Below are 21,823 nucleotides of genomic sequence, written 5' to 3' on the forward strand. Positions count from 1 at the left end.
ATATTACACGCCATTGTTAAGGAGCTTCATGTCCAGAAGATTGATTTGATCGATCTTATCCTTGTGTATTATTATCGATAAATTCGCTGGATACTTGAATTTCATTTCACTAATGCGAAATGTCCATAGCATTATTTTAAGTAAATCTTCGTCACTAATGTTTTTGTGACCCTTGATACGAGTAATACCTGACCCAAATATCGGGGTGGAGACGCTCTGTTGAGCGTAGACTTTATTCACTTGATCCCAAAACCGGACGAGAAACTCCAAGTATTCCGGCATAGTTAGTACGGCACGATTACTTTCATCAAACTTTGACATTGCTGTCAGTAGATAATCGTCGTAAACATATATTGTACCTAAACGATACTTTATGTTTTTTCCCTGCCGCATTTTTTCTGTTGGCCCCAGGACCTCATCTTCCTCGAACACGAAGCTTGCAATTTTCTGATCCAATTCCTCCACCGGAATTTTCAGGTGGGATTTCACAAAGAGACCGTTCAATGATTTCTCGCTGATGATCCTATTATCCACCTGCGTGTCGAAATACTCGTTGAATGCTATCGCTTTGAGACCGGGCTGCAGAAAGATATCCCCGACCTTAATGGCAACACTTGTGCCATCAATTTTGATCTCGACGTGATTGAGTTGATTAGACCAAATCCAGACACTGACGTAAGCCGCGAGCAGTAAGAACGCGAACGCCGCGAGCGAGAGTGCTTTATATTCGTCAGGTAAATCCACGAAAAGAAGCAATGTCGACAGGGAGGCGCTGACAACAGACGTAATCTGAAGAAAAATCTTAAATAGTCGTTTGTCGAAAAAACCGACTTTCATCAACCTTGCCCCAACGTTTAAACCGAATCGAATAAAAAAGCTTACCGCACAGCACTAACTCAATGGTTGCAATCTTTTTTTTGTCAACCCTTGCGAATTTTCGCCTGCAAGAAGGAGCGAGCAAACAACGGCGATTTCTGAACACTTAGTTTATGGAGATACCTGCCCCAACGATCTGACGCCGGTTGCGTCAAGCAACCCGCCAAGCACTTCTGTATGAGAACGCAGTCATGTTACGGGCATCAGCAAGCCTCCAGAAGCCGCGCCACGCAATTCTTCGAAAATCTCCACAAGGTGAGGACCGGTTGCCACGAAACCACCAGCACGAAGAGGGTCGTGAAGGAAATCAGGACACGAAGCAGAAATTCGTGTGCCTGGCGGACACATGTCGTCTTCCAATTGACCATATGCCGGTTTAGTCTCGTAACGATGAAAAGTTCGGCTATCAACCGCGCACTCTGGCCTTTCCCGGACCAAATTCTCGCGTACTCGACCGCGTCTATCCTGTGATGCACCGAAACACGAAAGGTCCTAAACGCCCACCACGCCGCGCCGATGAGATAGGCGGTTGTGGCAAAGAACAGCAAGAGCGTCACGAACTGAAGTGGGAGAGGGAGTTTGACGAACGTCTCACCGTAGAAGGCCGTGCAGATCGGTAGCGCGATAGGTACAACTGCCGCGACGGCGGCAAGATAGATGGAGGCCTTGCTTTCGGCCCCGGCCCGACGCTCCTTTTCAGCAGCCGCCAAGCCTCTTGCTTCTTCAAGTGCCAGCTCGCTGTCCTGGCTCCAGTCCGCAGCGCGTATGGCCGCGACGTCTTGGTCGTCTTCCTTGTTCCGCGTCTCGATCTGCACCGCGGTGAGCCGCGGTACACGCGGCCATAGGAGATCGGCGAAATCCGTCATTTTTTGGCGATTCGTTCAAGTTCATCGACGATAGCTGCCGATATCGGAAGGCCGGTTCGGTTTTCGATCCAGGCCCATTGGCCGTTCGGGTTGCACTCCAGAAACCAGTATTCGCCGTTGACGTCGCGGATCAGGTCAATAGCACCGAACCGAAGGTTCAGTTCCTCGACCAGCGTGACGCATTTGTCCTTTATCGGCGCGGGTAGTGTGATGGCTTCGTGTAACAGTTCGGGATTGGAGCCACGCCGCCAATCGACGCGCGAGACCTCCGTCGCCTGCGAGTGGATCGCGACCGCGAAGACATGGCTTCCCACAACGGTGACACGTATGTCGGCGTCTTTGATTATCTCGCGTTGATAGATGGCGGGACATAGAGAAATCGCCGGCGCGTCTTCAGGCAGAATTCCCGCCAAAGCGGAAGTGAAGACTATGCTGCCTGGACCTTCCTCGGAAACAATCGACGTCTTCAGGGGTTTGCCGACCACCGGCCCGGATTTCATGAGGCGATCGACCTCTACGAAATCATTGGTAATAACCCCCTCGGGTATCCTGAAGCCAATCCTGACCGCCGCGATAAGCTGACGAGGTTTGTCCTCGGCGAGCATGATGTAGGCTGGATGGGAAAACCACCTCTGTCCGACGAAGACATAGATGGATTTCAAAAGGCCGTTCCACTCTCCCGCCACATATTCCCAGTCATGCGGTGTGACATCCGCACGTGGTTTGGATGGTTCTTCCGGTCGCCGGAAATAAGCCGCGAGGACATTCTCGAGCCGTTGTGTCCGTTCCCCAAGTCGAAGCGTGAAAGAGCCTTCGAGAGGATTTATGGTAACGTGGGCTTCGGCAATACTCTCGGTATTGAGACGCAGATACGGCAGCTCGCGGCGCTTGAGCTCGCGGACGATGTAGTCAGTCGTGAGGTCGCGTCGGTTCGTTACGATGAGAAACGTCATCGAGCTTAGACCAAGAGTTTTTCGGAGGCTCTCGTGTCGTCGCTTTCCATCTGCGCGTGGGTCTTCGTGGCGAGCTCGAGGGTCATCGCCGGAGAGGCTGCGCGATCATCGGATTCCTGCACGCCGTCACTCTTGGTCGCCAGTTCGAGCATGGAGAGTCGCTTTTCGTCGTCAGCTTCTTGTTGGGTCATAGTTTTCGTCAGGACTTCAACTTGCGATCCAGCAAGGTCGATCAGCGGTCTGCTGCCGCTTGGGGTTGCTACTACCCACATGTCGTCACTCTCGGAATAGGAGCCTTCAATCTCCATCTCACCGGTCCGTTCGATCGCGAAACGGTGAAGAAATGGCTTAATACCAACAACGAGCGTATTTCCATCCATGGCGTGTCATCCTCGGGAGTTCACATTGACATTCGTAAGAAAATAGCGGCGCAAACAACTTTTTGTTGCTTGAATATTTGGCGGTGATCAGAAGTAAAATCAACTGTTTCCTATCTACCCGAGGGCGTTTGCGGCCGTTAATCAACACGGTTTTCACGTGTTTCGATTAGACTCAAAGAGGCGAGCCTTGCCCGGCCGAAATTGAGATTCCCGGATGCCACGTATTCCCCCATTGAACTGACTAGCGGCAACATGTTGGTAACGATTGAGCGGTAACAGGACCCTGTAATTCTTTCGCTACAAAAATATGGCTCAGGCTTCGCCTATGAAAGAAATGAGTGACGTTCCACGTCGCGCGGCCCACGAAGGCGGACACGGTCTCGTCGCCTGCATGTTCGGCCTCCCAGTGACGCGCATTAGCGTGCAAATGGGTCATAATATCTCCGCGGCCATGAGCTGCGACTTAGCGGGTGCGAGCCGAGCCGAGAAGCTATGGGTTTACCTAGCGGGATGGGCGGGAAACGCTTACAGGGTTTCTCAACCAACGCGGTCCGAGTCTTTCGATGTTGAAAACTACGTCAAACACCTACGGCGATCAAAACGCGGGGCCGGATCAGCATTCGGTGTCCTCGTATTCAGCCAGAGTGACATGGCACTTGCGATGTGGGCCAATCCCATCAAAGCACTGTTTCCACGTTCAACTCTGATTGAGATCGGTAGGTTCATCCACGAACACCGCGTCGAATTTTTCCTTATAATGGACGCGCTTGAAACGCAGTACAGCATCGACGGGACATCCGTCAGGAGAATGTGCCATGGTGAGCCAATGACTGACACTGATCGGACGCGCAGTCGCAACGCTGATCTCGATTACTGGTCATACTAAACGAGACAAGGAGGCGAGCCAGTCCAGGGATACTGTCGGTGGGCGGGCCCGGAAAGATCATCACTCGAACCAGATGGTGTGTGGTCGACCAGAGTGTTACCAAGGTCTCGGTGTCGAACCTTGAGACGTCAATGCTTCCGATTTCAGGGAACGATATGAACTCGCACTGGGGTTTATACTGTGCAAAACCATTAAGGGCCACGTACAGACCTCGCGTACCGACAAACCATACGCTTCGGCCGTGGTTCCTAAAAACATGCGGTGAGATCGACGCAAACCCGCGGCGCGCGCTTATTCTGAGTTCCCGGTAAGACTTAAAAAAAAGACTCAGCATCCAGCAGGACGCGATCCCGGAAGCTGCAAAGGCGGCATATCCTGCAATGCGCTCGCGGAACAACAGGACAGACAAAAAAGCGATGCAGGCCGGGATGACGGTTAGTAATAAAGAACCAACCAGACGAGCCAGGGCGGACCGAATCTCAGATATCCAAATCGCTTTCTGCGTGGCACAAAGGTGTTTCAGCTCGGCTTGCCCAGGAGATATCTCGAATTCAATGGTGTCGAGCTGTGCCATCACAAGGCTTTGAAGTTCACTCCGCGTGGAACTTAGGGCTTGCGCAAACTCCTTTATCAGGAGTTGTTCAGCAAAAATGAAACGCATATCGTCTTCCGCTACTCATCGATAATTGATGATGGCGGCTGCCGGACGGGCCGGTCAAGCGCGCAAACGTTGCACTGAACACTCCCCCCGTATACCTCCTTGAGGGCATCCCGGTTCAGCCCGTACCTTTCTCAATGGTATCCGCCCAAAGTGGACGAAGAGGTTATCGGACGCGGGGAACTGCCGGATTTTGTTGGTTTCCGCGCAGAAGTGAGCCGGTTAGGCGCATAATTTCCATTGAGAATTGAGCCATGTGAACCTTCCCCCAACGCGGTGAGCGACGGGGGCAACGGAGTGATCCACATGGGACTTTTAAACATCATCCGCCGGATGGCACTGCGTGAGAAGCAGTCGATCCGGGAGATCAGCCGGCGCACCGGGCTGTCACGCAACACGATCGCGAAGTATTTGAGCGCTGGTACGATCGAGCCGACGTTCACGGTACCGGAACGGCCGAGCAAGCTTGATCCTTTTGCCGATAAACTCGCCGGCTGGCTGAAGACCGAGGCCGGACGATCGCGCAAACAGCGCCGAACGCTGAAGCAGCTTCATGCCGATCTGGTGGTTCTCGGCTTTACCGGCTCCTATGGTCGGGTTGCCGCCTTCGCCCGTGATTGGCGGGCTGATCGGCAACGTGAGCAGCAGACGACAGGCCGCGGCATATTCGTTCCGCTGTCTTTCCGCCCAGGCGAAGCATTCCAGTTCGATTGGAGTGAGGACCATGCCGTGATCGGCGGCGAGCGCACGAAGTTGCAGGTCGCACATATCAAGCTATCGCACAGTCGGGCTTTTCTGGTCAGGGCATACATGCTGCAAACGCACGAGATGCTCTTCGACGCCCACTGGCATGGCTTCCGTGTGTTCGGCGGCGTGCCCGCTCGCGGCATCTACGATAATCTATGGACGCCTCCCGGGCGAGATGAACATTTGGCGGCACTCGGCATTGGATGCGTGAATCTATCCGGCCTATCGCTGGAGCGATCACGCTCCTGGCCTTGATTGGAGTCCGCTACCTCTGTCCTCATAACATGATCGACCTTTGTGGCCTTGTCGTAGATCAGGATCGGAAGCTGCGGTCCGTGCCGTTCTGCCATCAGTTCATACTCGCATTCATCATTGCCTTATAGGCAACGATTGGCAAATGACTATTGTGCGGCATAGCGCTCCTGTCGCGTGAGCAAGGCCCATGCTACCCGCGCGGTCTTGTTGGCGAGCGCCACGATCGCTTTATTAAATCCCCGTCGAGCGACGAGTTCTTTCAGCCATTGAGATCGGCGATCGTCGTGACTAGCAAGTCGGCTGATAACTGCCCGGGCACCATGGATCATCTGGCGACGTAGATAGTGGTTCGCTCGGCGACCAATTCCGCCAAGCCGTGGTTTGCCGCCAGTCGAGTATTGTCGCGGGACCAGCCCGATCCAAGCCGCCAGCTCTCGCCCGGATTTGAAGTAACGTCCGTCCTCAACGCTAGCAACGAGTGCCGTTGCGATGATCGGACCGACGCCAGGCAGTTCGGACAGACGGCGGCAATCTTGTCGCTCGCGGCAAATCTCGCTAATCTTCCTGTCGAGCTTGGCAACTCGGTCATTCACATCGGTGAGTTGGTCGAGGAGTTCTAGGAAGAGCTCGCGCCCGAGATCAGAGAGAGCCGCATCCTTGACAGCCGAGGGTGCCTGGGATGCAAAGCGCCATGGTCCTTGCGGCAAAACGATTCCGTATTCTGCCAGAAGGCCGCGTGCATGATTGATCAGCGATGTGCGCTGAACGATCAGACGCTCTCTAATTCTATGCAGCGACTGGAGGTCCTGCTGTGCGGTCGACTTGACGGGTACGAAACGCATGGTTGGACGTGTCGCCGCTTCATAAATCGCCGCTGCGTCGACCGCATCATTCTTGGAGCCGCGTACAAATGGCTTCACAAAGCGTGGATTGATGAGGAGGACTTCTCGTCCTGCTTCCCTGAACTGCCTTCCCCAGTGATGAGCGCTGGCGCAGACTTCCATTGCTATTGCCTTCGGAGAAATCGATTTTACAGCCTCGGCCAACTTCGACCGGCTGACCTTTCGCGAAAGAATGGCCCCATCTGCAGCGATGCTGTGCAGATGAAATGACAACTTTCCGAGATCGATTGCGAGCAATTCATATGTCATGACTTCCTCCTTTGGTTGGCCCTTTATTCTGACAGTTCGGAGGGAGGCGTCCATCCCATAACATGAAGACAGCGGTCGATCGCGTTGGCCGCGGCAAGGAGCGACAGGTCAACATCCGGTTCCTTTCAATGACGAACCACTACGTCTTTGCACCTGAGTTCTGCAATCCTGCTGCAGGCTGGGAGAAAGGGCAGGTCGAGAAGAACGTTCAGGATGCTCGTCCTCGCCTATGGCAGCAGATGCCGGACTTCCCGGATTTGCAGTCTTTGAACGTCTGGCTGGAACAACATTGCCAAGACCTATGGCGGGACACAGCGCACGGGAGCCTGCCCGGCACGATCGCGGATGTTTGGGCTGATGAGCGGGCAGCATTGATGGCGTTGCCGACTGCATTTGACGGTTTCGTCGAGCAGAGCAAGCGAGTCTCGCCGACATGCCTGATCACCTTCGAGCGTAATCGTTACAGTGTGCCAGCATCGTTCGCGAACCGGCCCGTCAGCCTGCGGATTTATCCTGAGCGGCTGGTCGTTGCAGCCGAGGGCAATATCCTCTGCGAACATCCGCGGATCATAGAACGCAGTCACGACAAGTCGAGCAGACTCTCCTTCTCGAGTATATGTTCGTGGCCGCCAGCGACGTGCTTGATATTATCGATCGCTTCGATTTTCCGAACCGGACGTCGATCGCGATGTTGGAGATGCAAGATGCGGAAGGCGACATTACTTCCGCACTTGGGCTAGAGGAGCCCACGGAGTCTCAAGGAGACCTGCAGGATGACGGCGGACAGCGGTGACCCTTCTGCCCACTATCTGAAATCGTCGGTCGCTACGCCGCCGAGCCAGTAACTTCATCCTGCCCTCTGTGTCTTGCACGCATCAGCATGCCATAGAGGTCCTGCGGAACATCGGGATCGACCAGCAGATCAAGCATTTCAAATCGCTGGGTACCTTTGATAGCTTTCGTAGCCAGCGCAATGCTGAGAAATCCTCGGTAGCGACGCCTACGCCGTCGAAGAGCGTAATCCGCCTCGCGGACGTCCTGCCTTTTTTCACCCCGGATAGGACAGGGCAAAGTGAAAGACGACCCGCTCTTCGTGAAGCTTGGAAAGCTGCGAAACCATAAGGGTTCGATGCTCCAAGCCGCGGACATGGTTATCGGTACAAACGTCACGTTTTGTGAGGCTTGCTCCGGACGTTCTGCCGGGTCCAGCAAGGCCGCCTCAAGCCTTGATAGACGATTTCCGTTTGGCCTCAATCAGCCAACGCTCGCTCCCGTCTTCAACGTCGTGCGACGCGGATATCGAGCCAACCACGGTCGTCTACCGTGGCGACATCGCCCTGATGGATGACGACCGTGGTGGTCTCGGACTCTAAGACTGCAGACCCGGCGATTTCCTAGCCGCAGCCAAGATCGTCGGACGCGTAGACGTTCGCCTCACACCATGTTCCATTGCTGACGATCCGCGTTTTTCTGCGAGGCGCTCCCATCAGGTCGAAGCTGCCCATTGTGAAATCCTATCAAAATCGGTCACGTCCGCAATGGGCCAAAAACGGAAGATCAGCCGCTTCCGGAAATGCGCCAGCACGGGTCATCGCAAGGTCGACTGCGGCGACCCCGTCTGCGGCCATCACGTTAGTTGAGCACGTTGGGCCCACGCGTCGAAGCAGGCCTCGCCGTTGTGCAGAAAGCAGGCTTTGGTGATAATTCCTAAATCGACAAGATTGGGTAGGCGAATGTCTCGGATATCCGGCGACGCAGTCCTGTCCTACGGCCACCAGGTGTCACTGTGATTGGTGTGCGCCCGTCAAAAGCTCGATCTGGCCCTGTGCGAACTTTTGGCGAGGCAAGCAGAACCATTGCGAACAGCTGGCCAACGCGATAGCCGTAAGAATGGCGGTTATTTCCAAATCGAGCGTTATCCGTATCAAAGCCCTCGGCCTACATTGGCGAGGCTCCCGGCTCCTGGCATTTGAGGTCTACGATAATGAAGGCCATCTCAAAGGAGTGCGGCCGCTTAGCGGAAGCATGGAGTTTGACCAAACCGCAAAAGACGCAGTGGTAAGAGAGTTCAACAGTGGCAGTGGCAAGCACTGGCGCTTCACCCTACTCGCCGAGTTGCGGTATGTTCTCGTCGATTCCGTGCAAGAATACCGAGAGATAAACGTGATGACGTCAGAGAAAACTGTTTCATTCAAATCTGGCGGGCAGACGATTATGGGAACCATACGTCAGGCTAAAACCCCTGAAAACTCGACGTTTTTGCTGCTCCATGGCTTTGCAGGCACGCGGAATGAACTTGTGATTCCATCACTCGGGATTGGGATTTTTGAGTACGTTGCCGCCGCGCTGGGTGATCTGGGCCACTCTTCCCTGCGAATTGATTTTCGCGGCTCGGGTGACAGTGATGGTTCCACCGAAGAGACGAGCTACTCTACACAGATTGACGACTGCTTGGCCGCCATGGATTTCATCGCCGCTCAACCGAGTCTGGGAAATGGCAAGATTGTCTTGCTTGGTTGGAGCCAAGGCGGACTGGTCGCGGCGGCGGCTGCGGGCCGAACCAATCGCCCATCAGGGGTGGCACTGTGGGCCGCTGTGGGAGAACCCCATATTTCTTTCCCCGGCTTGATCGGCCAAGATGCGTATCTGCGAGGTCTGGACAGCAAGGGGGCAACGAAATTGACGTTGCCTTGGGGAGCGTCCATCACCCTGGGACCGCAATTCTTCTTGGAGGTTGCAAGTTTTGCTCCTGTGGCTGAACTATCACGGTACGTAGGCCCCGCTTTTATTGCAGAGGGCACCCTTGATGACGCAATACCTCGCGGAACCGCGAAAAAGTTCGCCGCAGCTCATGCTGGAGAGAACATTGTCTGGGAGGCTGCCATGGACCATGTGTTCAACACGGCCTCCAGCGTAGAAACCTTGAATAGCTTAATCGGCGCTACAGTCCGGTATTTAAGAAATCATGGATAATCTCATCGCAAGCTCCAGCAACAACTAGATCGCTTAGCCAACGAACAAAGCGTTCGTACTCCCCAAGGCTTTCGAAGCCATTCGAATAGTTCAACACTCGGATATTTCTGATCCATCTCTTGACCTCAACTTCAGTTGAGGTTGTACGAATTCAAGGCGGTCATCGCCTATCGATGGCGATGCCCTTCAAGGGAGGACGTCTTGGTCACGTATTTTCGCTATTCGAAACCCAAATGTTCCTACGGAACACGCCTCGTTGCAGCCATCGGGTTACAGCTAGTCGGCACCGGACTATTGGCATCCACCTTTTGCCTACTGGATAACTTTACGGCAAAACCAACGGTGACCCTCGGTCAATTTGCGCCATGTTTGCTTGGATGTGTCGCTGGCTTTTTCTTTGTGGCCTGCCGTCGTCCGGCAACGAACCAGCAGCTTATACCAACCCTCAATGAATCTGACTCTCGGGATTCCCAAAAGCTGACGAATCTGAATCGATGACGCAAACGGGAGGTTTGCGATGGGTTCAGCGATTTCTTTGCGTTCGGACTTTGATGGTGACAGGCTGCGTCTTCTGGCCAGACAAACGAAGGATGCCAGCCAGGCGCGGCGTCTCCTGACGCTTGCGTCGATCTATGATGGTAGCTCTCGTGCAGATGCTGCCCGGCTCGGCAGCGTCACGGTGCAGATTGTGCGTGACTGGGTGGTGCGTTTCAACGCGCGCGGCCCCAATGGGTTGATCAACGGCAAGGCTCCGGGCAAGCCGTCGCTGTTGAACGACGATCAGCGCACGGCCTTGGCGCAGGTCATCGAGCAAGGCCCCACGCCCTATCTCGACGGCGTCGTGCGCTGGCGTCTGTGTGATCTGGCCCAGTGGCTTTGGGAGGAATTCCGTGTGTCGGTGAGCGAGCAGACTTTGGGCCGGGAAGTGCGCTCGCTGGGCTACCGTAAACTCTCGGCTCGCCCGAGACATCATGCGCAGGATGCGGAGGCGGCCGAAGCGTTTAAAAAAACTTCCCCGCCGCAGTGGCAGAGATCGCTGTCGGTCCCGCCAAGGGCAAAGTGATCGAAATCTGGTTCCAGGACGAGGCGCGCATAGGCCAGAAGAACAAGATCACCCGCCGCTGGGCCAAGCGTGGATCAAGGCCATCCGCACCGCACGACCAGCGCACCCGCTCGGCCTATATCTTCGGCGCGATCTGCCCCAAACACGGCAAGGCCGCAGCTCTGGTCATGCCATGGTGCGATACACATGCCATGAACCAGCACCTGATCGAGATTTCCCGAAACGTCGCCGACGATGCGCACGCCATCCTCATCATGGACCAGGCAGGATGGCACATGTCCAACAACTTGGCTGTCCCCGAAAACATCACGCTCCTGCCTCTGCCGCCGAAATCACCCGAACTCAATCCCGTCGAAAACATCTGGCAGTTCATGCGTCAAAACTGGCTCTCAAATCGCGTCTTCAAATCCTATGAAGACATCATCGATCACTGCTGTCACGCCTGGCAAACTCTGCAGGAACGGCCCTGGAAGATCATGTCCATCGGCCGGCGGCAATGGGCGCATGGGTTCTGATTAATGAGGGTTGGTATTAGCCTACTCGCGTCATCGTTCTTGGCATTTGGAGGCTTTTATTGGCTGGCGTCCTATTCATTGCCTGATCTTTTGCTGGCAAGATTGATATCAGGATTTGGGCTGGGTGTTGTTGTGGCAAGAGCCTTCCGACGTCGCTTTCTTGAAAATCCAGTATTTCCCCGTATCCACTAGAATGCGCATGCATCTCGAACAGCTCAGAGGCTGGTTCTGTCGAAATTTAACGACGTTGAGAACATGAAGTAAATCTCTACGAGTTACTCTTGTACTATGAGCAAGTTTCCGCTTTTTGTTATAGCGTCTTCGGCAGCGGTCTTCCTCGCGGCGGGCGGACATTCACTCGTGCCACGCGGTTGGTACGACCCCCTATGTAATGTCAAAGGTAACATCTCCATCAACACCGGTCAGCGGATTTTCCACGTTCCCGGACAAGAGGACTACGACGTTACAACCGTCCGCACGGAATATGGCGAGCGGTGGTTCTGCTCTGAGGCGGAGGCCCGTGAGGCTGGTTGGCGAAAAGCGTCCAGATGATGCGCGGCATTAGCCACTCTACCGTACGCGGCGTCGTCCTTCCAGAGTGGTGGCGTTCCTTCCATGGCACACGGATAATGAGTTCACTGAAAGCCCAAGGTTAAACGTTCGCCTTCTTCCGAGAACGGGCTACTTGCTCCAATTGCCTTAAAGTGTGCCATGCGGCTCTCCTCCAAAATTCGCTGGGAGTTATTGATCGCGGCAAAGGTGGTGATCCATTGGCCATTTTGCCAACATACCACCGCAACCGTATTTGTTTCAGCAACAGCGGTAAACGATCGACAATGTTGGCCACGCTTGTTTCGAACCGTCGCGCTTGGACGGACAATAATGTTCCCAACCCGCCCTTCTTTGCCGGAGGGTATCGTTTGCATCATTACTGCCATGTGGCTGGGAAGTGGTTCGCCGATCACGATTTTTTCTTCTTCATCTTGGCTGACGAGAATACCTACAAACCCAGCGGCAACTGCCATTGATGATCCTAGCAAGCCGTAGTGAATATAGCGTGGCGTCTGGCCCGACGGCAGTGATCGCGCACCGTCTTCCAAAGGACTTTCAACACCCGCAAATAACCCCAGAGGAATAAGAATATAGAGCGTGAACAGATTGATGAGGAGAGTAAAATATTGAATTTCGGGGCTAACCGTTGGAACGATTAGGCCCGGGGTGTTTGCAGCCTCTTTCATGGCGAAACCAATCCCGCCATAGTTCAGGAGCCATTGCATGCCCACGGCATGACCAAGAACTACAATGAAATTCAGAAGAAAGCAGAGTTTCAAATCCCAGCCATTATGATTGCGGTCTCTTCGACGTTTTATCGAAATGGCATACAGAGGATAGGCAGCCAAAAGAAACGCGAATAGTGTCAGCCAACTCGAAAATTTGTAGAAGACAATGACGTTCCGACCGTTCAATTCGGCGAGAGCATAGATGGCGGTGTAAGTTGACAGCGCTGTTAGAATAAGGATGGCAACCACGATGAAAGCCAAACCGAGCCACCAAGTCTTCCTTGGTACACGACCGCTTGTTCGTAAAAACAGTTCGCCCAAAGGACTGAAAGCGGTCAAGGTCTTACTCCGTAAAAAATCGGACGACATCTACCTTTAACAAGTGTTTTTAGGTTTAACTCGGCATTTAAAAGTTGAGCCTTCGTTACACGAATAAGATTTCATTTGTAGTGAATCTGCTTCCCGTGAGATTTCATTCGCGTCGGCGCATCAATAGCTGGAGCAAGTGCCACAAAGTCGACGTTGCTTGCTGAAAACATGGTGGTCTGGGTTGATCGCGGCGAAGCCTTGGCATACTTGCCGGATACTGGGATGGTCTCCAACTATTCCTGTCCGGCGATCGCATCGAGATCAACAACAACACCGTCGAGCGAACCATTCGGCCGATTGCGTTGAACCGGAAGAACGCTTTCTTCGCGGAGCACGATGCCGGAGAGAATTGGGCCACCATCGCATCACTCATCGAACCTGCAAACTCAATTCCGTCGATCCGCTGGCCTACATGACCGCCACGCTCACCGCCATCGTCAATGGTCACAAGCAGAGCCAGATTGATAGGTTGCTGCCATGGGATACAGGGACCAGTTATGTGCTCCGAAGACTGCATTCGGCGCTCAGCCGTCATTGGGTCACAATGTGCGGCTCCTATGGTGCGATCATAGCGGGCGGAGCCGGGGCGATGGCAACATACTTAAAGGCGTATATTCTCGTTTTTCTGGTAATCGGGTGTGTTGCCCAGTCAACGACTACAGCTTCCGCTCAAATCGCTGCATCCGATGAGCGTTCAGGCCCAGGATCAAAACTGCGCAAATTTTTCTGATCGTCGAATAAGCTTACTGATCGCTGCAATTGACGCATTGTTGCCATCCACCTAGCAGCGGAAGTCGGTCGAAACGGCAAAACGCGGGTGGTCAAGGTGCCCGGCAAACAGCGCTTACAAATGATCTCCATGCAGAGCTAAAGAATGAGACCTTGGTCGTAAGCTGGCTCTTCAGCAGCCGCTAAAATCGCATGCAAAGCCGCGCAAAGGATCAAGATGCCAAACGCTCGAACAGCCGCGCCGCCGCTTCCGCTCCAGGGTCCACATTTCCGACCAGATCGCCTCCAACGAGGTAGGATGATCGTCCCGCCGTAGCGTGCGTCATCTCTCTGGTCGAGTCCGCCCCCGCTCGCGCGGCTCTTGTGGCGTCGTCGAGATTTCCACCCGCCACAAGGATGTCCAACGCAGGCGAAAGGGCGTCGATCATTGTGCGATCACCCTTGCGTGCCCCCCCAAAGCGTTGCATTTCAAGCAGGCCGTCCCGCAGTGCCAAAGCCGGATCGTTGCCATCGGCCGAACTTTTCGATGCGGCACTGAGAAGAATGGCCAACAGGATACCACTGGAACCGCCCATCGTTCTCGAAAGGACCTGACTGAGGGCCGCGAACAACTCTCCTATGTCTCCAAATGGAAGACTGTCGAAGCGGCCAAGTATTCCACGTGCAGCGGTCGCAAAGGTTGAGCCCGTATCGCCGTCACCGACCCTCGCATCGAGAGCGTTCAGGTAATCTTCGTTCTCAATGAAAAGCTCACATGCCTGCCTCACCAAATCCTCTATGACGGGATTTGACGAGTGGCTCCAGCTCGATCCAGGAAGCTTGGGCATCGGTGTCAGTAACGGATTTCCGGTCTGAGACGGCGCAGGCCAAGCACCCTCACACGAGGCCAGAAACGCTGGCAGAACCTGGTCGTCCAATGGCAGAAGGGAGAGCGAGAAGCCTTTCATATCGAGCGCGGTCATCAACGACGCCGGGCCGACGACATAGTCGATTTTTCGGAACAGGGGTGTTTTTGTGATCGCATCCATCACGATAGACATTTCAAGCGGCGTGACCCCGCCAAGGTTGTTCACGAGCAAGGCATATCGGTCGGAACCTGTCGACAGCTTTTCGCTTAACTGAGCAACCACGGTATCAACCAATGCCTCCACCGAAGCAAACTTCACTCGCTCGACACCGGGCTCTCCGTGAATACCAAGACCCAGTTCCGCCTCATCGGCTGCGAGGCGCTCTTCTTTTCCCCGGCCGGGAACCGAGCAAGTCTCAATCGCCATGCCGATGGTCATGATGGAGTCCGCTACCTCCCGTGCTACCTTGGAAACGGTCGCCAGCGTCTCGCCCTGGCTTGCCAGATACCCGGCGATCTTGTGCACGAATAGGGTTCCGGCCACACCGCGAGGCTGCTTGGTTGCTGACGTGGCGACGTCGTCGCCAACGACGACGACCTCTACTTCATAGCCGAGTGCTCTGGCCTGGGTGGCGGCAAGTCCGAAGTTGAGGCGATCCCCGGTGTAGTTCTTGACGATCAATAGGCAACCCGACGGACCGGTGGTCGCAATAATCGCAGAGAGCACGGCGTCGACGCTCGGGGAAGCAAAGATATCCCCGCAGACAGCCGCGGTGAGCATACCTTCGCCAACAAAACCGGCATGTGCCGGTTCGTGTCCAGAACCGCCACCCGAGATTACCGAGACCTTCGACTTGTCCCAGCCAGTGCGCAGTACCACCTTGATTTCCGGGTACCCGTCGAGACGGGTAAGCCGGCCATGGGACGATGCAAGGATGCCCGAAATCGCCTGTTGGACAATCCGGTCCTTATCTCCGATGAAATGCTTCAACTGCTCCCCCCTCAATTGCAAGTTGGTGGCTGCACATCCGTGTTGCGTCCCGCCCCCGATTTTTCAGTACATGGTCGCCAAGGTTGGCTAGTCTCGCTCGCTTCCCAATTACTGAGAAGCCATTGTTTGTTTCTAGTGCTCGCGCTCAAGCCATAACCGCAGAGATGGCAATATAGTGGGGGATTATTACAGGTCCTCAATGTCCCCCGGCTTCAGCGATCCTTCTGTATCCAAGATATCTTCTAATGGTTTGCGTCCAACCCGCTTAAACGACACCTCGAACCTGCCGTCGGGGACAACGATATATTGCGACGATTTCCGTGCCGCTTCCAACAGGCTCGGCAGGTCAGCAGAAGCCCCATCGACAGTCCAGTTTCGTGACATCGTCCCTTTTCTCCAATTATCCATTATGAGATTTCTTAACCCTACGTTTACCAAATTAAGGTAAAGTTTTATTAAGATTCCGCGTGGCTTCATATACGCTGCGGGGATAAGAAATGGCAGACCCCATTTTTTTGCTAGACACCAACATACTCAGTAATGCCGGCTTGCAACGTCCCCCGCCTGGGCTGCGTTGGTGGATGAAAGCCATTGGGGCAAAGTCTCTTGCGATCTCGTTTCCCGTCATAGCAGAGTTAAGGCGGGGTGCCCATCTGGCTTCCCAACATGATCCACAAAAAGCTAAACGCCTCCACGACTGGATCGAAGACATCCTTTCAGTTGATTTTCAATTCGCGGAGTTCAGCCCCGAAGCCGCCGGACTTTACGCGGAAATGACAACCGTTGGCCCACTACGGCATCTCTACGTACCCGACCCAAAGCAAAAAAAGGACAAGCTGGGGCATGACCTCTTCTTCGCTGCCCTGTCGATCGTCCACAAGATGCCTATCGCATCTTTCAATGTGAAAGATTTCATATTGATCGACAGATACTTTCCATTGCCTGGCGTTTTTCATCCAGTCGAAGACAAATGGCATGTCCGATACTATGGGGATTTGCCCGCCACTCTTTACAGACTGCCGCCACCCTCGCTACCCGAATTCGTGTCCAGCGGTTTTAGCTTCATGAGGTAAGCTTTCGCTCCCCTCCACGGCCACTTTAATCACCGCAGCGGACAGAGTTCCTTCTCGTAAAAGATGGGAGTGAAGATCAAGAAGTACGCTCCTGTGTTCTTCGAGCAGCGATTTCGCGCGCCCAAATTCGGCCTGCAATGTCGCCTCGACAGACTTAGCAAGGCCCTTACGCCGACGGCGATATGCCGACAATTCTCGCGGGCTATTGCCAGGCTCAACAGATAGCGTACGCCCCTGCCCCCACGTGATTTCCAGCATAGTCGCGATGTCGGTTGCACGATTTAGATCGGCAGAAATATCTCCCCCACCACCACTCTCGAACTCGTTGAAGAGCACTTGCTCGGCAGCGATACCGCCAAGCAGCGTCGCAATCTTGTCTCGGTAAAAGCTTGCAGTTTTCCGAGCAAAGAGCCGTTCCTCAAAGACCGTATTCCCCATGGTCTGCAGCGTTCTGCCGACATGAATATTTCTCTCGATCGATACCGAAACCAATGGGTCCGTTTCCAGCAGTACACCGAGGATGGCATGACCGAGTTCGTGCGCGGCGACGCAACGTTGTACAGCCATCGGGACCGATACGATGGGCGGAACTGCGGCGAGGAGATCGGCGATTACCATCGGACGCTTCGCCCGTCTCGCATGACGACGGGCGTCACGCACACATCGCTCGATATCTGCACCTGACCAACCTTCACTAGCCGAGACGACGCCATCTAGCTTTTCGTCTGTAAGATCGTCTCTCAGGTAAAAACGAAAGATATCTCTGCGTCCCGCCCCGTCAGGAAGGGGAATCGCAAAGTGGCGTTCGAGCCGTCCCGCGCGAAGCAACGCTGGATCAATGATGTCCGGATAGTTTGTTGCACCGATGACGACAACGCCTTCATGTGACTGTGCTCCGTCCAACAATTCGAGAAGCGCGTTGATCACCTGACGATGGTAGTTGTCGCTGCTGCCGGTTCTGTGATCACGGCTGGTGAAACTGTCGAATTCATCAATCAGGAGGATCGACGGTGCCTGCCGCGCAGCCTCGGCAAACGCCTTGCGCATTGCCTTCAGCATATCGCCGAGGTGACCCGTCGCCTGCCATCTTGCCGCCGACCCGAGGATTAAGGGAACGTTACAGGTTCTTGCCAGAGCCGCCGCGTAGGACGTCTTGCCCGATCCCGGAGGACCCGAAAGCAGGACGCCGCGATCGATATCGTGCCAGGCAAGTCTTCCAGCCTTCCATGCTGACAAGTCCTCGGTGAGTTCGATACCCCATGTTTTAGCCTCGCCGTATCCAGATAGGTCGTGCAGGCTCGGCCCCGTCGACAAGGAGTCGGAGGGACGCTTCCCCTTCTCGACATGAGGATACCGACGAAGACGCCCGATGCTCGCAACCACGGATCGTCCGCGCCGCCAACCGAGTTCGACCCGTTTGGGGGGTTGGTGCGCAAAAAAATCGGCATCGGCATCAGTGATAGTCCCGAGCCTCATCCGCCGCGCCGCAATCCGATAATCGTTCGGAGCCGGCAGGGCCAAAGAGACAACGATATCAGCGACGATGCGGACCTCATCATACAGAAGCTCCTCGTCCTGGAGAAGAATGATCGCCCGCTTGAGTTCTCGAAGTTTCCTGAACGCCTCGAAATCGTCGACAAGTTCAGTCTCTTCGCCGATGACGAGAACGTAGTTGTTGCCATGCTCGCCACCGACCGGAACGGTCCCCTCAAGCAACCATTTGGCGGCCATCTTGTGGGCATGGATGTCTGCCTTCGGCGGCATGACGAAAGCCGCGACGAACGAAGATCGCCTTTTCAGGAACTGGCGGATCGATCTCGACATTGCGATGATGGCTAGATGGGTCGGCAGGGTAAGCTCGTACTTCGAGCTATGGAACGGATCGCGATTGGCGATCAGGTTATCGCTATAAGACTGCATGTATGCCTCGGAACACTGGGAATGATGATGACGCTTACGGGCGGTCAGGTCCGTATCCGCCGCACCATTGTCTCGGGGCCGAGTAATTCCGTATCGAGATCGACTTCGACGAAACCGCGCAAGATCATCTGGGCCAGTCCGGCGATTGGCTTGGTTTCGGTAAAAATCGTCAGGCACTCGGCAACTGTTAGATTCCCGTGATCGTTTAGGGTCGCGAGCACCCGCAGGCGGTCTCCCAGCGCCAGACCGTGACCGCCGTAAGACAGCAGGTCCTTGGCATTCTGAAGACGTGGACCCTCGTAGACTTCATCGGCAAACAGACGGTGATAACGCCAGCCCGTTTTCAAGGCGGCAGCTACGATTCCGTCGACATCGAGCGCCAACACCCGGTCTGGACTGTCGATAAGCATCCTGCCACCGTCATTGTTCACGATGCCGAAATCGGGGACGTGGGCTACGTCGCCACATTCCAGGGAAACAGGCATGCAGTGCCACGAAATGACGGCAGGATTGACATCCAGCAGACAGGCGGTGTCACGCGCGGCCTGGGACCGAAAAATGGACGGACTGTCACATTTAATAGTGGCGGCCGGAGAAAATGTACGGATGGACGCCGAATGACGGCTAGCGCGAACCGATCTCGCGCGCTGTGCGATACCCATTGAAAACCTCGACAAAAGATAGCTGATCGTCGCCGCGAAGGTCACGGCGGGCGGGGATCAACCTATTCGTATGAGGCGCGTAGGATTTTGCATGCCTGAACAAATAGAGAACAAATTTCACAATGTCAACTGCGAGGTCTATCCAATTGTTAAGTGCTGCCTTCGCTGAAACGGCAGCGGTGCTAATATCTTATCACTGTCTAAAATTTGAAATAAAATGAGGCATTGCCGTCAACGCTTCCTCAGCACCTCTCCTACTATGTCCACGCCAGCATAGTTGAGCAAAATCAAGGTGGGGAAGTGGCGGCTAGAATAACAATAGCGAGGGTGGCCGGCGAACTTGTTTCAGCCCAAGACTAAGAAGGCGGTTCAGCCAGTTGCGAATTTTGCGACGTCCAATTGGTCCGTGTCCGGGGAATTCCTCGTGATAATGGGCCAACGCAACCCTTTTACCGTCTTGCGCCCGGACGGGTTCACGGCATCTGTAAATACAACGAACCACGGCGCATCAATCGGCTCATCGAATTCTCAATAGGATTCACGGGTGTCGAACCTATAGTTCGCGACCAAAGAGGACGCGCAGTATTCCGTCTCGGCATCGTTGGAGAGGTTTTACGACAATTGAAGTACGGCGAAGTTCCTGATCCCATCCGAGACGGAGCCGGGAACATCGCCATCACAGCAACAAGAGTACAGCGACAGTTGCTCCGAACAGCGAAGTCTGTGCTTGGGCTTGCCGCTCGCGTAGACAATTTACCTGACTTAGGAAACCTCGTCAGGATCACGAATGACGGAAACGAGATTAGATGGCGGGATTTTTTCTACAAGCCTGACGACATGCAACGGCTATTCTCTTTCGCGCAAACCCCAATGGCATTCCCTGTCGCATTTGCAATACGTGTACGTGCAGTCTATCCGCCTACGCCGAGCCAGGAGTCGTACATGATTTCCTGCCAAGGAACCCGCGTTTCGGACGACAGAAGCGAAAGCTATTTCTCACCTACTCTTTGGATCAAGGATGCAGCTATTGCCGCGGCACTTGTTGAACAAGGCACATATTTGATCCTTGCCCAGCCTGACAGCCTCAAGCAAAACAAAGGTTATCATAATTTGCATGTGACAATCAGTTCCAGGCATCAGATATGTCGTTACTGACCCTCCGATTTCGTGTCACGACCGGACGTACATCCTCAACGAACTCGTATCCGTTTCCCAGAAGCCAATCCAGGCTGCCGGGAAGGTCGAAATCCCAATCGGCTTTTCCAGCCTGATTCACCTTGTAGAAAATTGCGTTGGCATTATCGACCATGATGCTATCCCCGCCTTTAACTCCAACGACCGCCCTCCCGTCTAAATGTTGGAGGGAAGTGACAAGGGTAGCAATTTCTTGTGCGCGAACTTCATCTGAGAACGCGCCAATATCGAAAACGCAATGCAGGTCGCCACACTTCCAGTATGTCACTACTCTGTAGATCATGAAGTCCGTTCCTTGGCCGTATCGATGCTTGAGAGTTGCGGGGTCGCCTGCAAGAAACCACCGAGCTATTGCCGAGGAACAGATGTGCGAGTGTCTCGTAATCTGCGCTCATTAATTTCAATATTCTCGCCAAAAGGGTAAATCTACCCTGCGATTTTACCGCCCTGTTTAACATAACCGAACCATGATGGTGTATCATTCTCGGCGAAGTCCATTCCATCTCGGCCGTCGTTCGTGAGGTTCGTCTCGATGACATTGATCTGTCTATCGTGCAGCTACTGCGTGAGGGATTGTTCGCACGCGAAATCGGCCACATGCTCAAACTCTCACCGCGAACGGTGGAACACCGCATTGAGAAGATGAAGGCACGTGCCGGCGTAAAATCGATAGTTCCACTGTTGATCGCCAAAAACCTAGACTCGGCTTCGTAGGCTTCGGCCTTTGAGAACCATACGAGGCTCGTCCTGTCGTGGATGTGACAACGTCGCATATATACGTTGAATTTCGAATCATCCGGATGTTTGAGCGCAACCTTAGAGGCCGTCTCCCAATCATGGGAAACTCCAAATGGTGACGTGAAGAGAGCGTAGCAGCTTTGGTACTGTTTCGGCATCGTGCATCGGCTGCTTCACTCTAAGAATCACGGGCCGACTACATTTTTCGGCAGGCAAGTGCGGTCGAGCCATACTGCACGGACAATGTGACCGACTTGCCGTTGATGTGAAGCCGATATGCCGCATTTGGGTCTGAAGCAAACAGGCCAACCGGAAGTTCCACCTGATAACAGGGAAAGGTAGTGTAGCCGGCGCGCTTCGGCTCGTTGGCGAGAAGTTGAAGGCGGTCTCTCGGGTCAGCCAGTAGAAGCTGTTTCACTATCGTCGCCCGCTCGCCGACAAGAGGTTCGACGCGTGACGCAGATGGTGATGCTTGTATGCCAACTGGTTGCTCAGACGTAGTGCAGCCGGTCAGAGACAACAGACATATCGCGGCGTGAAACGGTAGACGGAACGAAACATTCATAGCCATCCCTCAGATTTACTTTGTTCCTGCGTGAGTAATCGCCAGACTACACTGCAATTTCTATAGGTTGATCAATGTAGTTTTCGAGGCGCAGCTTCAAAAAAGAAAACACTTATTTTTTGCGGCAGTTTC

18 protein-coding genes and 3 pseudogenes are annotated in these 21,823 nt (G+C 54.2%); 7 read left to right on the top strand and 14 right to left on the bottom strand.

The window, feature by feature from the left end:
* Positions 1–3: 3 nt before the first annotated feature.
* From G6L97_RS15220 to G6L97_RS15240, 5 genes are all read right to left on the bottom strand, one after another.
* Entirely contained in the window at positions 4–837 is an 834-nt protein-coding gene (locus tag G6L97_RS15220) for a macro domain-containing protein (protein ID WP_174003235.1), read from the bottom strand.
* Positions 838–1,079: 242 nt separating this feature from the next.
* Positions 1,080–1,742, bottom strand: a complete 663-nt coding sequence (locus G6L97_RS15225; protein WP_174003237.1) for a hypothetical protein — start codon at positions 1,740–1,742, stop codon at positions 1,080–1,082.
* Positions 1,739–2,695 (bottom strand): hypothetical protein, encoded by a 957-nt coding sequence (locus G6L97_RS15230; protein ID WP_174003240.1) that lies wholly within the window; start codon positions 2,693–2,695, stop codon positions 1,739–1,741. The genes G6L97_RS15225 and G6L97_RS15230 overlap by 4 nt, the downstream gene beginning before the upstream one ends.
* A gap of 5 nt (positions 2,696–2,700) precedes the next feature.
* Positions 2,701–3,075 carry a hypothetical protein gene (locus tag G6L97_RS15235; RefSeq protein WP_174003243.1) on the bottom strand — a complete coding sequence of 125 codons (375 nt, stop codon included), beginning with the start codon at positions 3,073–3,075 and terminating at the stop codon, positions 2,701–2,703.
* A gap of 800 nt (positions 3,076–3,875) precedes the next feature.
* Positions 3,876–4,622, bottom strand: coding sequence for a hypothetical protein (locus G6L97_RS15240; RefSeq protein WP_174003245.1), 747 nt, complete (start codon positions 4,620–4,622; stop codon positions 3,876–3,878).
* A gap of 303 nt (positions 4,623–4,925) precedes the next feature.
* Here G6L97_RS15240 and istA point away from each other — a divergent pair.
* Positions 4,926–5,540: pseudogene (gene istA, locus G6L97_RS15245) on the top strand (IS21 family transposase); the annotation flags it as partial.
* A gap of 227 nt (positions 5,541–5,767) precedes the next feature.
* On the opposite strand, the gene G6L97_RS15250 reads toward istA, so the two are convergent.
* A complete protein-coding gene (locus G6L97_RS15250) occupies positions 5,768–6,772 on the bottom strand; it encodes an IS110 family RNA-guided transposase (RefSeq protein WP_174003248.1) in 1,005 nt (334 codons plus the stop codon).
* Positions 6,773–6,831: 59 nt separating this feature from the next.
* Here G6L97_RS15250 and G6L97_RS15255 point away from each other — a divergent pair.
* Positions 6,832–7,362, top strand: a pseudogene (locus tag G6L97_RS15255) (Mu transposase domain-containing protein); the annotation flags it as partial.
* A gap of 235 nt (positions 7,363–7,597) precedes the next feature.
* On the opposite strand, the gene G6L97_RS28300 reads toward G6L97_RS15255, so the two are convergent.
* Together G6L97_RS28300 and G6L97_RS28240 are read right to left on the bottom strand one after the other, a co-directional pair.
* Positions 7,598–7,984: a hypothetical protein gene (locus tag G6L97_RS28300; RefSeq protein WP_323131701.1), complete on the bottom strand. Its 387-nt coding sequence runs from the start codon at positions 7,982–7,984 to the stop codon at positions 7,598–7,600.
* A 65-nt stretch (positions 7,985–8,049) separates the two neighbouring features.
* Complete coding sequence (locus G6L97_RS28240) at positions 8,050–8,163, bottom strand: hypothetical protein (protein WP_407655363.1); 114 nt, start codon at positions 8,161–8,163, stop codon at positions 8,050–8,052.
* 499 nt (positions 8,164–8,662) lie between these two features.
* Between G6L97_RS28240 and G6L97_RS15270 the strand changes: the two genes are divergently transcribed.
* From G6L97_RS15270 to G6L97_RS28305, 3 genes are all read left to right on the top strand, one after another.
* Positions 8,663–9,745 (top strand): alpha/beta hydrolase family protein, encoded by a 1,083-nt coding sequence (locus G6L97_RS15270; protein WP_174003250.1) that lies wholly within the window; start codon positions 8,663–8,665, stop codon positions 9,743–9,745.
* A gap of 517 nt (positions 9,746–10,262) precedes the next feature.
* Positions 10,263–11,323 (top strand): IS630 family transposase gene (locus tag G6L97_RS15275; RefSeq protein WP_174003253.1). Its coding sequence is split into 2 segments (ribosomal slippage): positions 10,263–10,755 and positions 10,755–11,323, totalling 1,062 coding nucleotides; the frame shifts between segments, so codons are not numbered across the junction.
* Between the two features lie 288 nt (positions 11,324–11,611).
* Positions 11,612–11,875 carry a sunset domain-containing protein gene (locus G6L97_RS28305; protein WP_236773632.1) on the top strand — a complete coding sequence of 88 codons (264 nt, stop codon included), beginning with the start codon at positions 11,612–11,614 and terminating at the stop codon, positions 11,873–11,875.
* An 83-nt stretch (positions 11,876–11,958) separates the two neighbouring features.
* Here G6L97_RS28305 and G6L97_RS15285 read toward each other — a convergent pair whose 3' ends face one another.
* On the bottom strand, positions 11,959–12,942 hold the full coding sequence (locus G6L97_RS15285) for a DUF805 domain-containing protein (RefSeq protein ID WP_174003256.1): 984 nt from the start codon (positions 12,940–12,942) through the stop codon (positions 11,959–11,961).
* Positions 12,943–13,190: 248 nt separating this feature from the next.
* On the opposite strand from G6L97_RS15285, the pseudogene G6L97_RS15290 reads away from it, so the two are divergent.
* Positions 13,191–13,456: pseudogene (locus G6L97_RS15290) on the top strand (transposase domain-containing protein); the annotation flags it as partial.
* A gap of 457 nt (positions 13,457–13,913) precedes the next feature.
* On the opposite strand, the gene G6L97_RS15295 reads toward G6L97_RS15290, so the two are convergent.
* A complete protein-coding gene (locus G6L97_RS15295) occupies positions 13,914–15,539 on the bottom strand; it encodes a dihydroxyacetone kinase subunit DhaK (RefSeq protein WP_174003259.1) in 1,626 nt (541 codons plus the stop codon).
* 497 nt (positions 15,540–16,036) lie between these two features.
* On the opposite strand from G6L97_RS15295, the gene G6L97_RS15300 reads away from it, so the two are divergent.
* Positions 16,037–16,612, top strand: a complete 576-nt coding sequence (locus G6L97_RS15300) for a PIN domain-containing protein (RefSeq protein ID WP_174003262.1) — start codon at positions 16,037–16,039, stop codon at positions 16,610–16,612.
* On the opposite strand, the gene G6L97_RS15305 is transcribed toward G6L97_RS15300, so the two are convergent.
* The 4 genes from G6L97_RS15305 to G6L97_RS15320 form a co-directional block, all read right to left on the bottom strand.
* Entirely contained in the window at positions 16,571–18,532 is a 1,962-nt protein-coding gene (locus tag G6L97_RS15305) for an AAA family ATPase (protein WP_174003264.1), read from the bottom strand. The genes G6L97_RS15300 and G6L97_RS15305 overlap by 42 nt on opposite strands.
* Positions 18,533–18,576: 44 nt before the next feature.
* Positions 18,577–19,017: a hypothetical protein gene (locus G6L97_RS15310; protein WP_236773633.1), complete on the bottom strand. Its 441-nt coding sequence runs from the start codon at positions 19,015–19,017 to the stop codon at positions 18,577–18,579.
* Between the two features lie 1,300 nt (positions 19,018–20,317).
* Positions 20,318–20,671, bottom strand: coding sequence for a hypothetical protein (locus G6L97_RS15315; protein WP_174003268.1), 354 nt, complete (start codon positions 20,669–20,671; stop codon positions 20,318–20,320).
* Positions 20,672–21,322: 651 nt separating this feature from the next.
* On the bottom strand, positions 21,323–21,544 hold the full coding sequence (locus tag G6L97_RS15320; protein ID WP_174003274.1) for a hypothetical protein: 222 nt from the start codon (positions 21,542–21,544) through the stop codon (positions 21,323–21,325).
* Positions 21,545–21,823 lie beyond the last annotated feature (279 nt).

The organism is Agrobacterium tumefaciens (assembly GCF_013318015.2).
Taxonomy (GTDB): domain Bacteria; phylum Pseudomonadota; class Alphaproteobacteria; order Rhizobiales; family Rhizobiaceae; genus Agrobacterium; species Agrobacterium tumefaciens.

Coding starts and splice junctions, on each gene's coding strand:
- G6L97_RS15220 (WP_174003235.1), bottom strand. CDS start 837: ATGAAAGTCGGTTTTTTCGACAAACGACTATTTAAGATTTTTCTTCAG.
- G6L97_RS15225 (WP_174003237.1), bottom strand. CDS start 1,742: ATGACGGATTTCGCCGATCTCCTATGGCCGCGTGTACCGCGGCTCACC.
- G6L97_RS15230 (WP_174003240.1), bottom strand. CDS start 2,695: ATGACGTTTCTCATCGTAACGAACCGACGCGACCTCACGACTGACTAC.
- G6L97_RS15235 (WP_174003243.1), bottom strand. CDS start 3,075: ATGGATGGAAATACGCTCGTTGTTGGTATTAAGCCATTTCTTCACCGT.
- G6L97_RS15240 (WP_174003245.1), bottom strand. CDS start 4,622: ATGCGTTTCATTTTTGCTGAACAACTCCTGATAAAGGAGTTTGCGCAA.
- G6L97_RS15250 (WP_174003248.1), bottom strand. CDS start 6,772: ATGACATATGAATTGCTCGCAATCGATCTCGGAAAGTTGTCATTTCAT.
- G6L97_RS15270 (WP_174003250.1), top strand. CDS start 8,663: ATGGCGGTTATTTCCAAATCGAGCGTTATCCGTATCAAAGCCCTCGGC.
- G6L97_RS28305 (WP_236773632.1), top strand. CDS start 11,612: ATGAGCAAGTTTCCGCTTTTTGTTATAGCGTCTTCGGCAGCGGTCTTC.
- G6L97_RS15300 (WP_174003262.1), top strand. CDS start 16,037: ATGGCAGACCCCATTTTTTTGCTAGACACCAACATACTCAGTAATGCC.
- G6L97_RS15305 (WP_174003264.1), bottom strand. CDS start 18,532: ATGCAGTCTTATAGCGATAACCTGATCGCCAATCGCGATCCGTTCCAT.
- G6L97_RS15310 (WP_236773633.1), bottom strand. CDS start 19,017: ATGCCTGTTTCCCTGGAATGTGGCGACGTAGCCCACGTCCCCGATTTC.
- G6L97_RS15315 (WP_174003268.1), bottom strand. CDS start 20,671: ATGATCTACAGAGTAGTGACATACTGGAAGTGTGGCGACCTGCATTGC.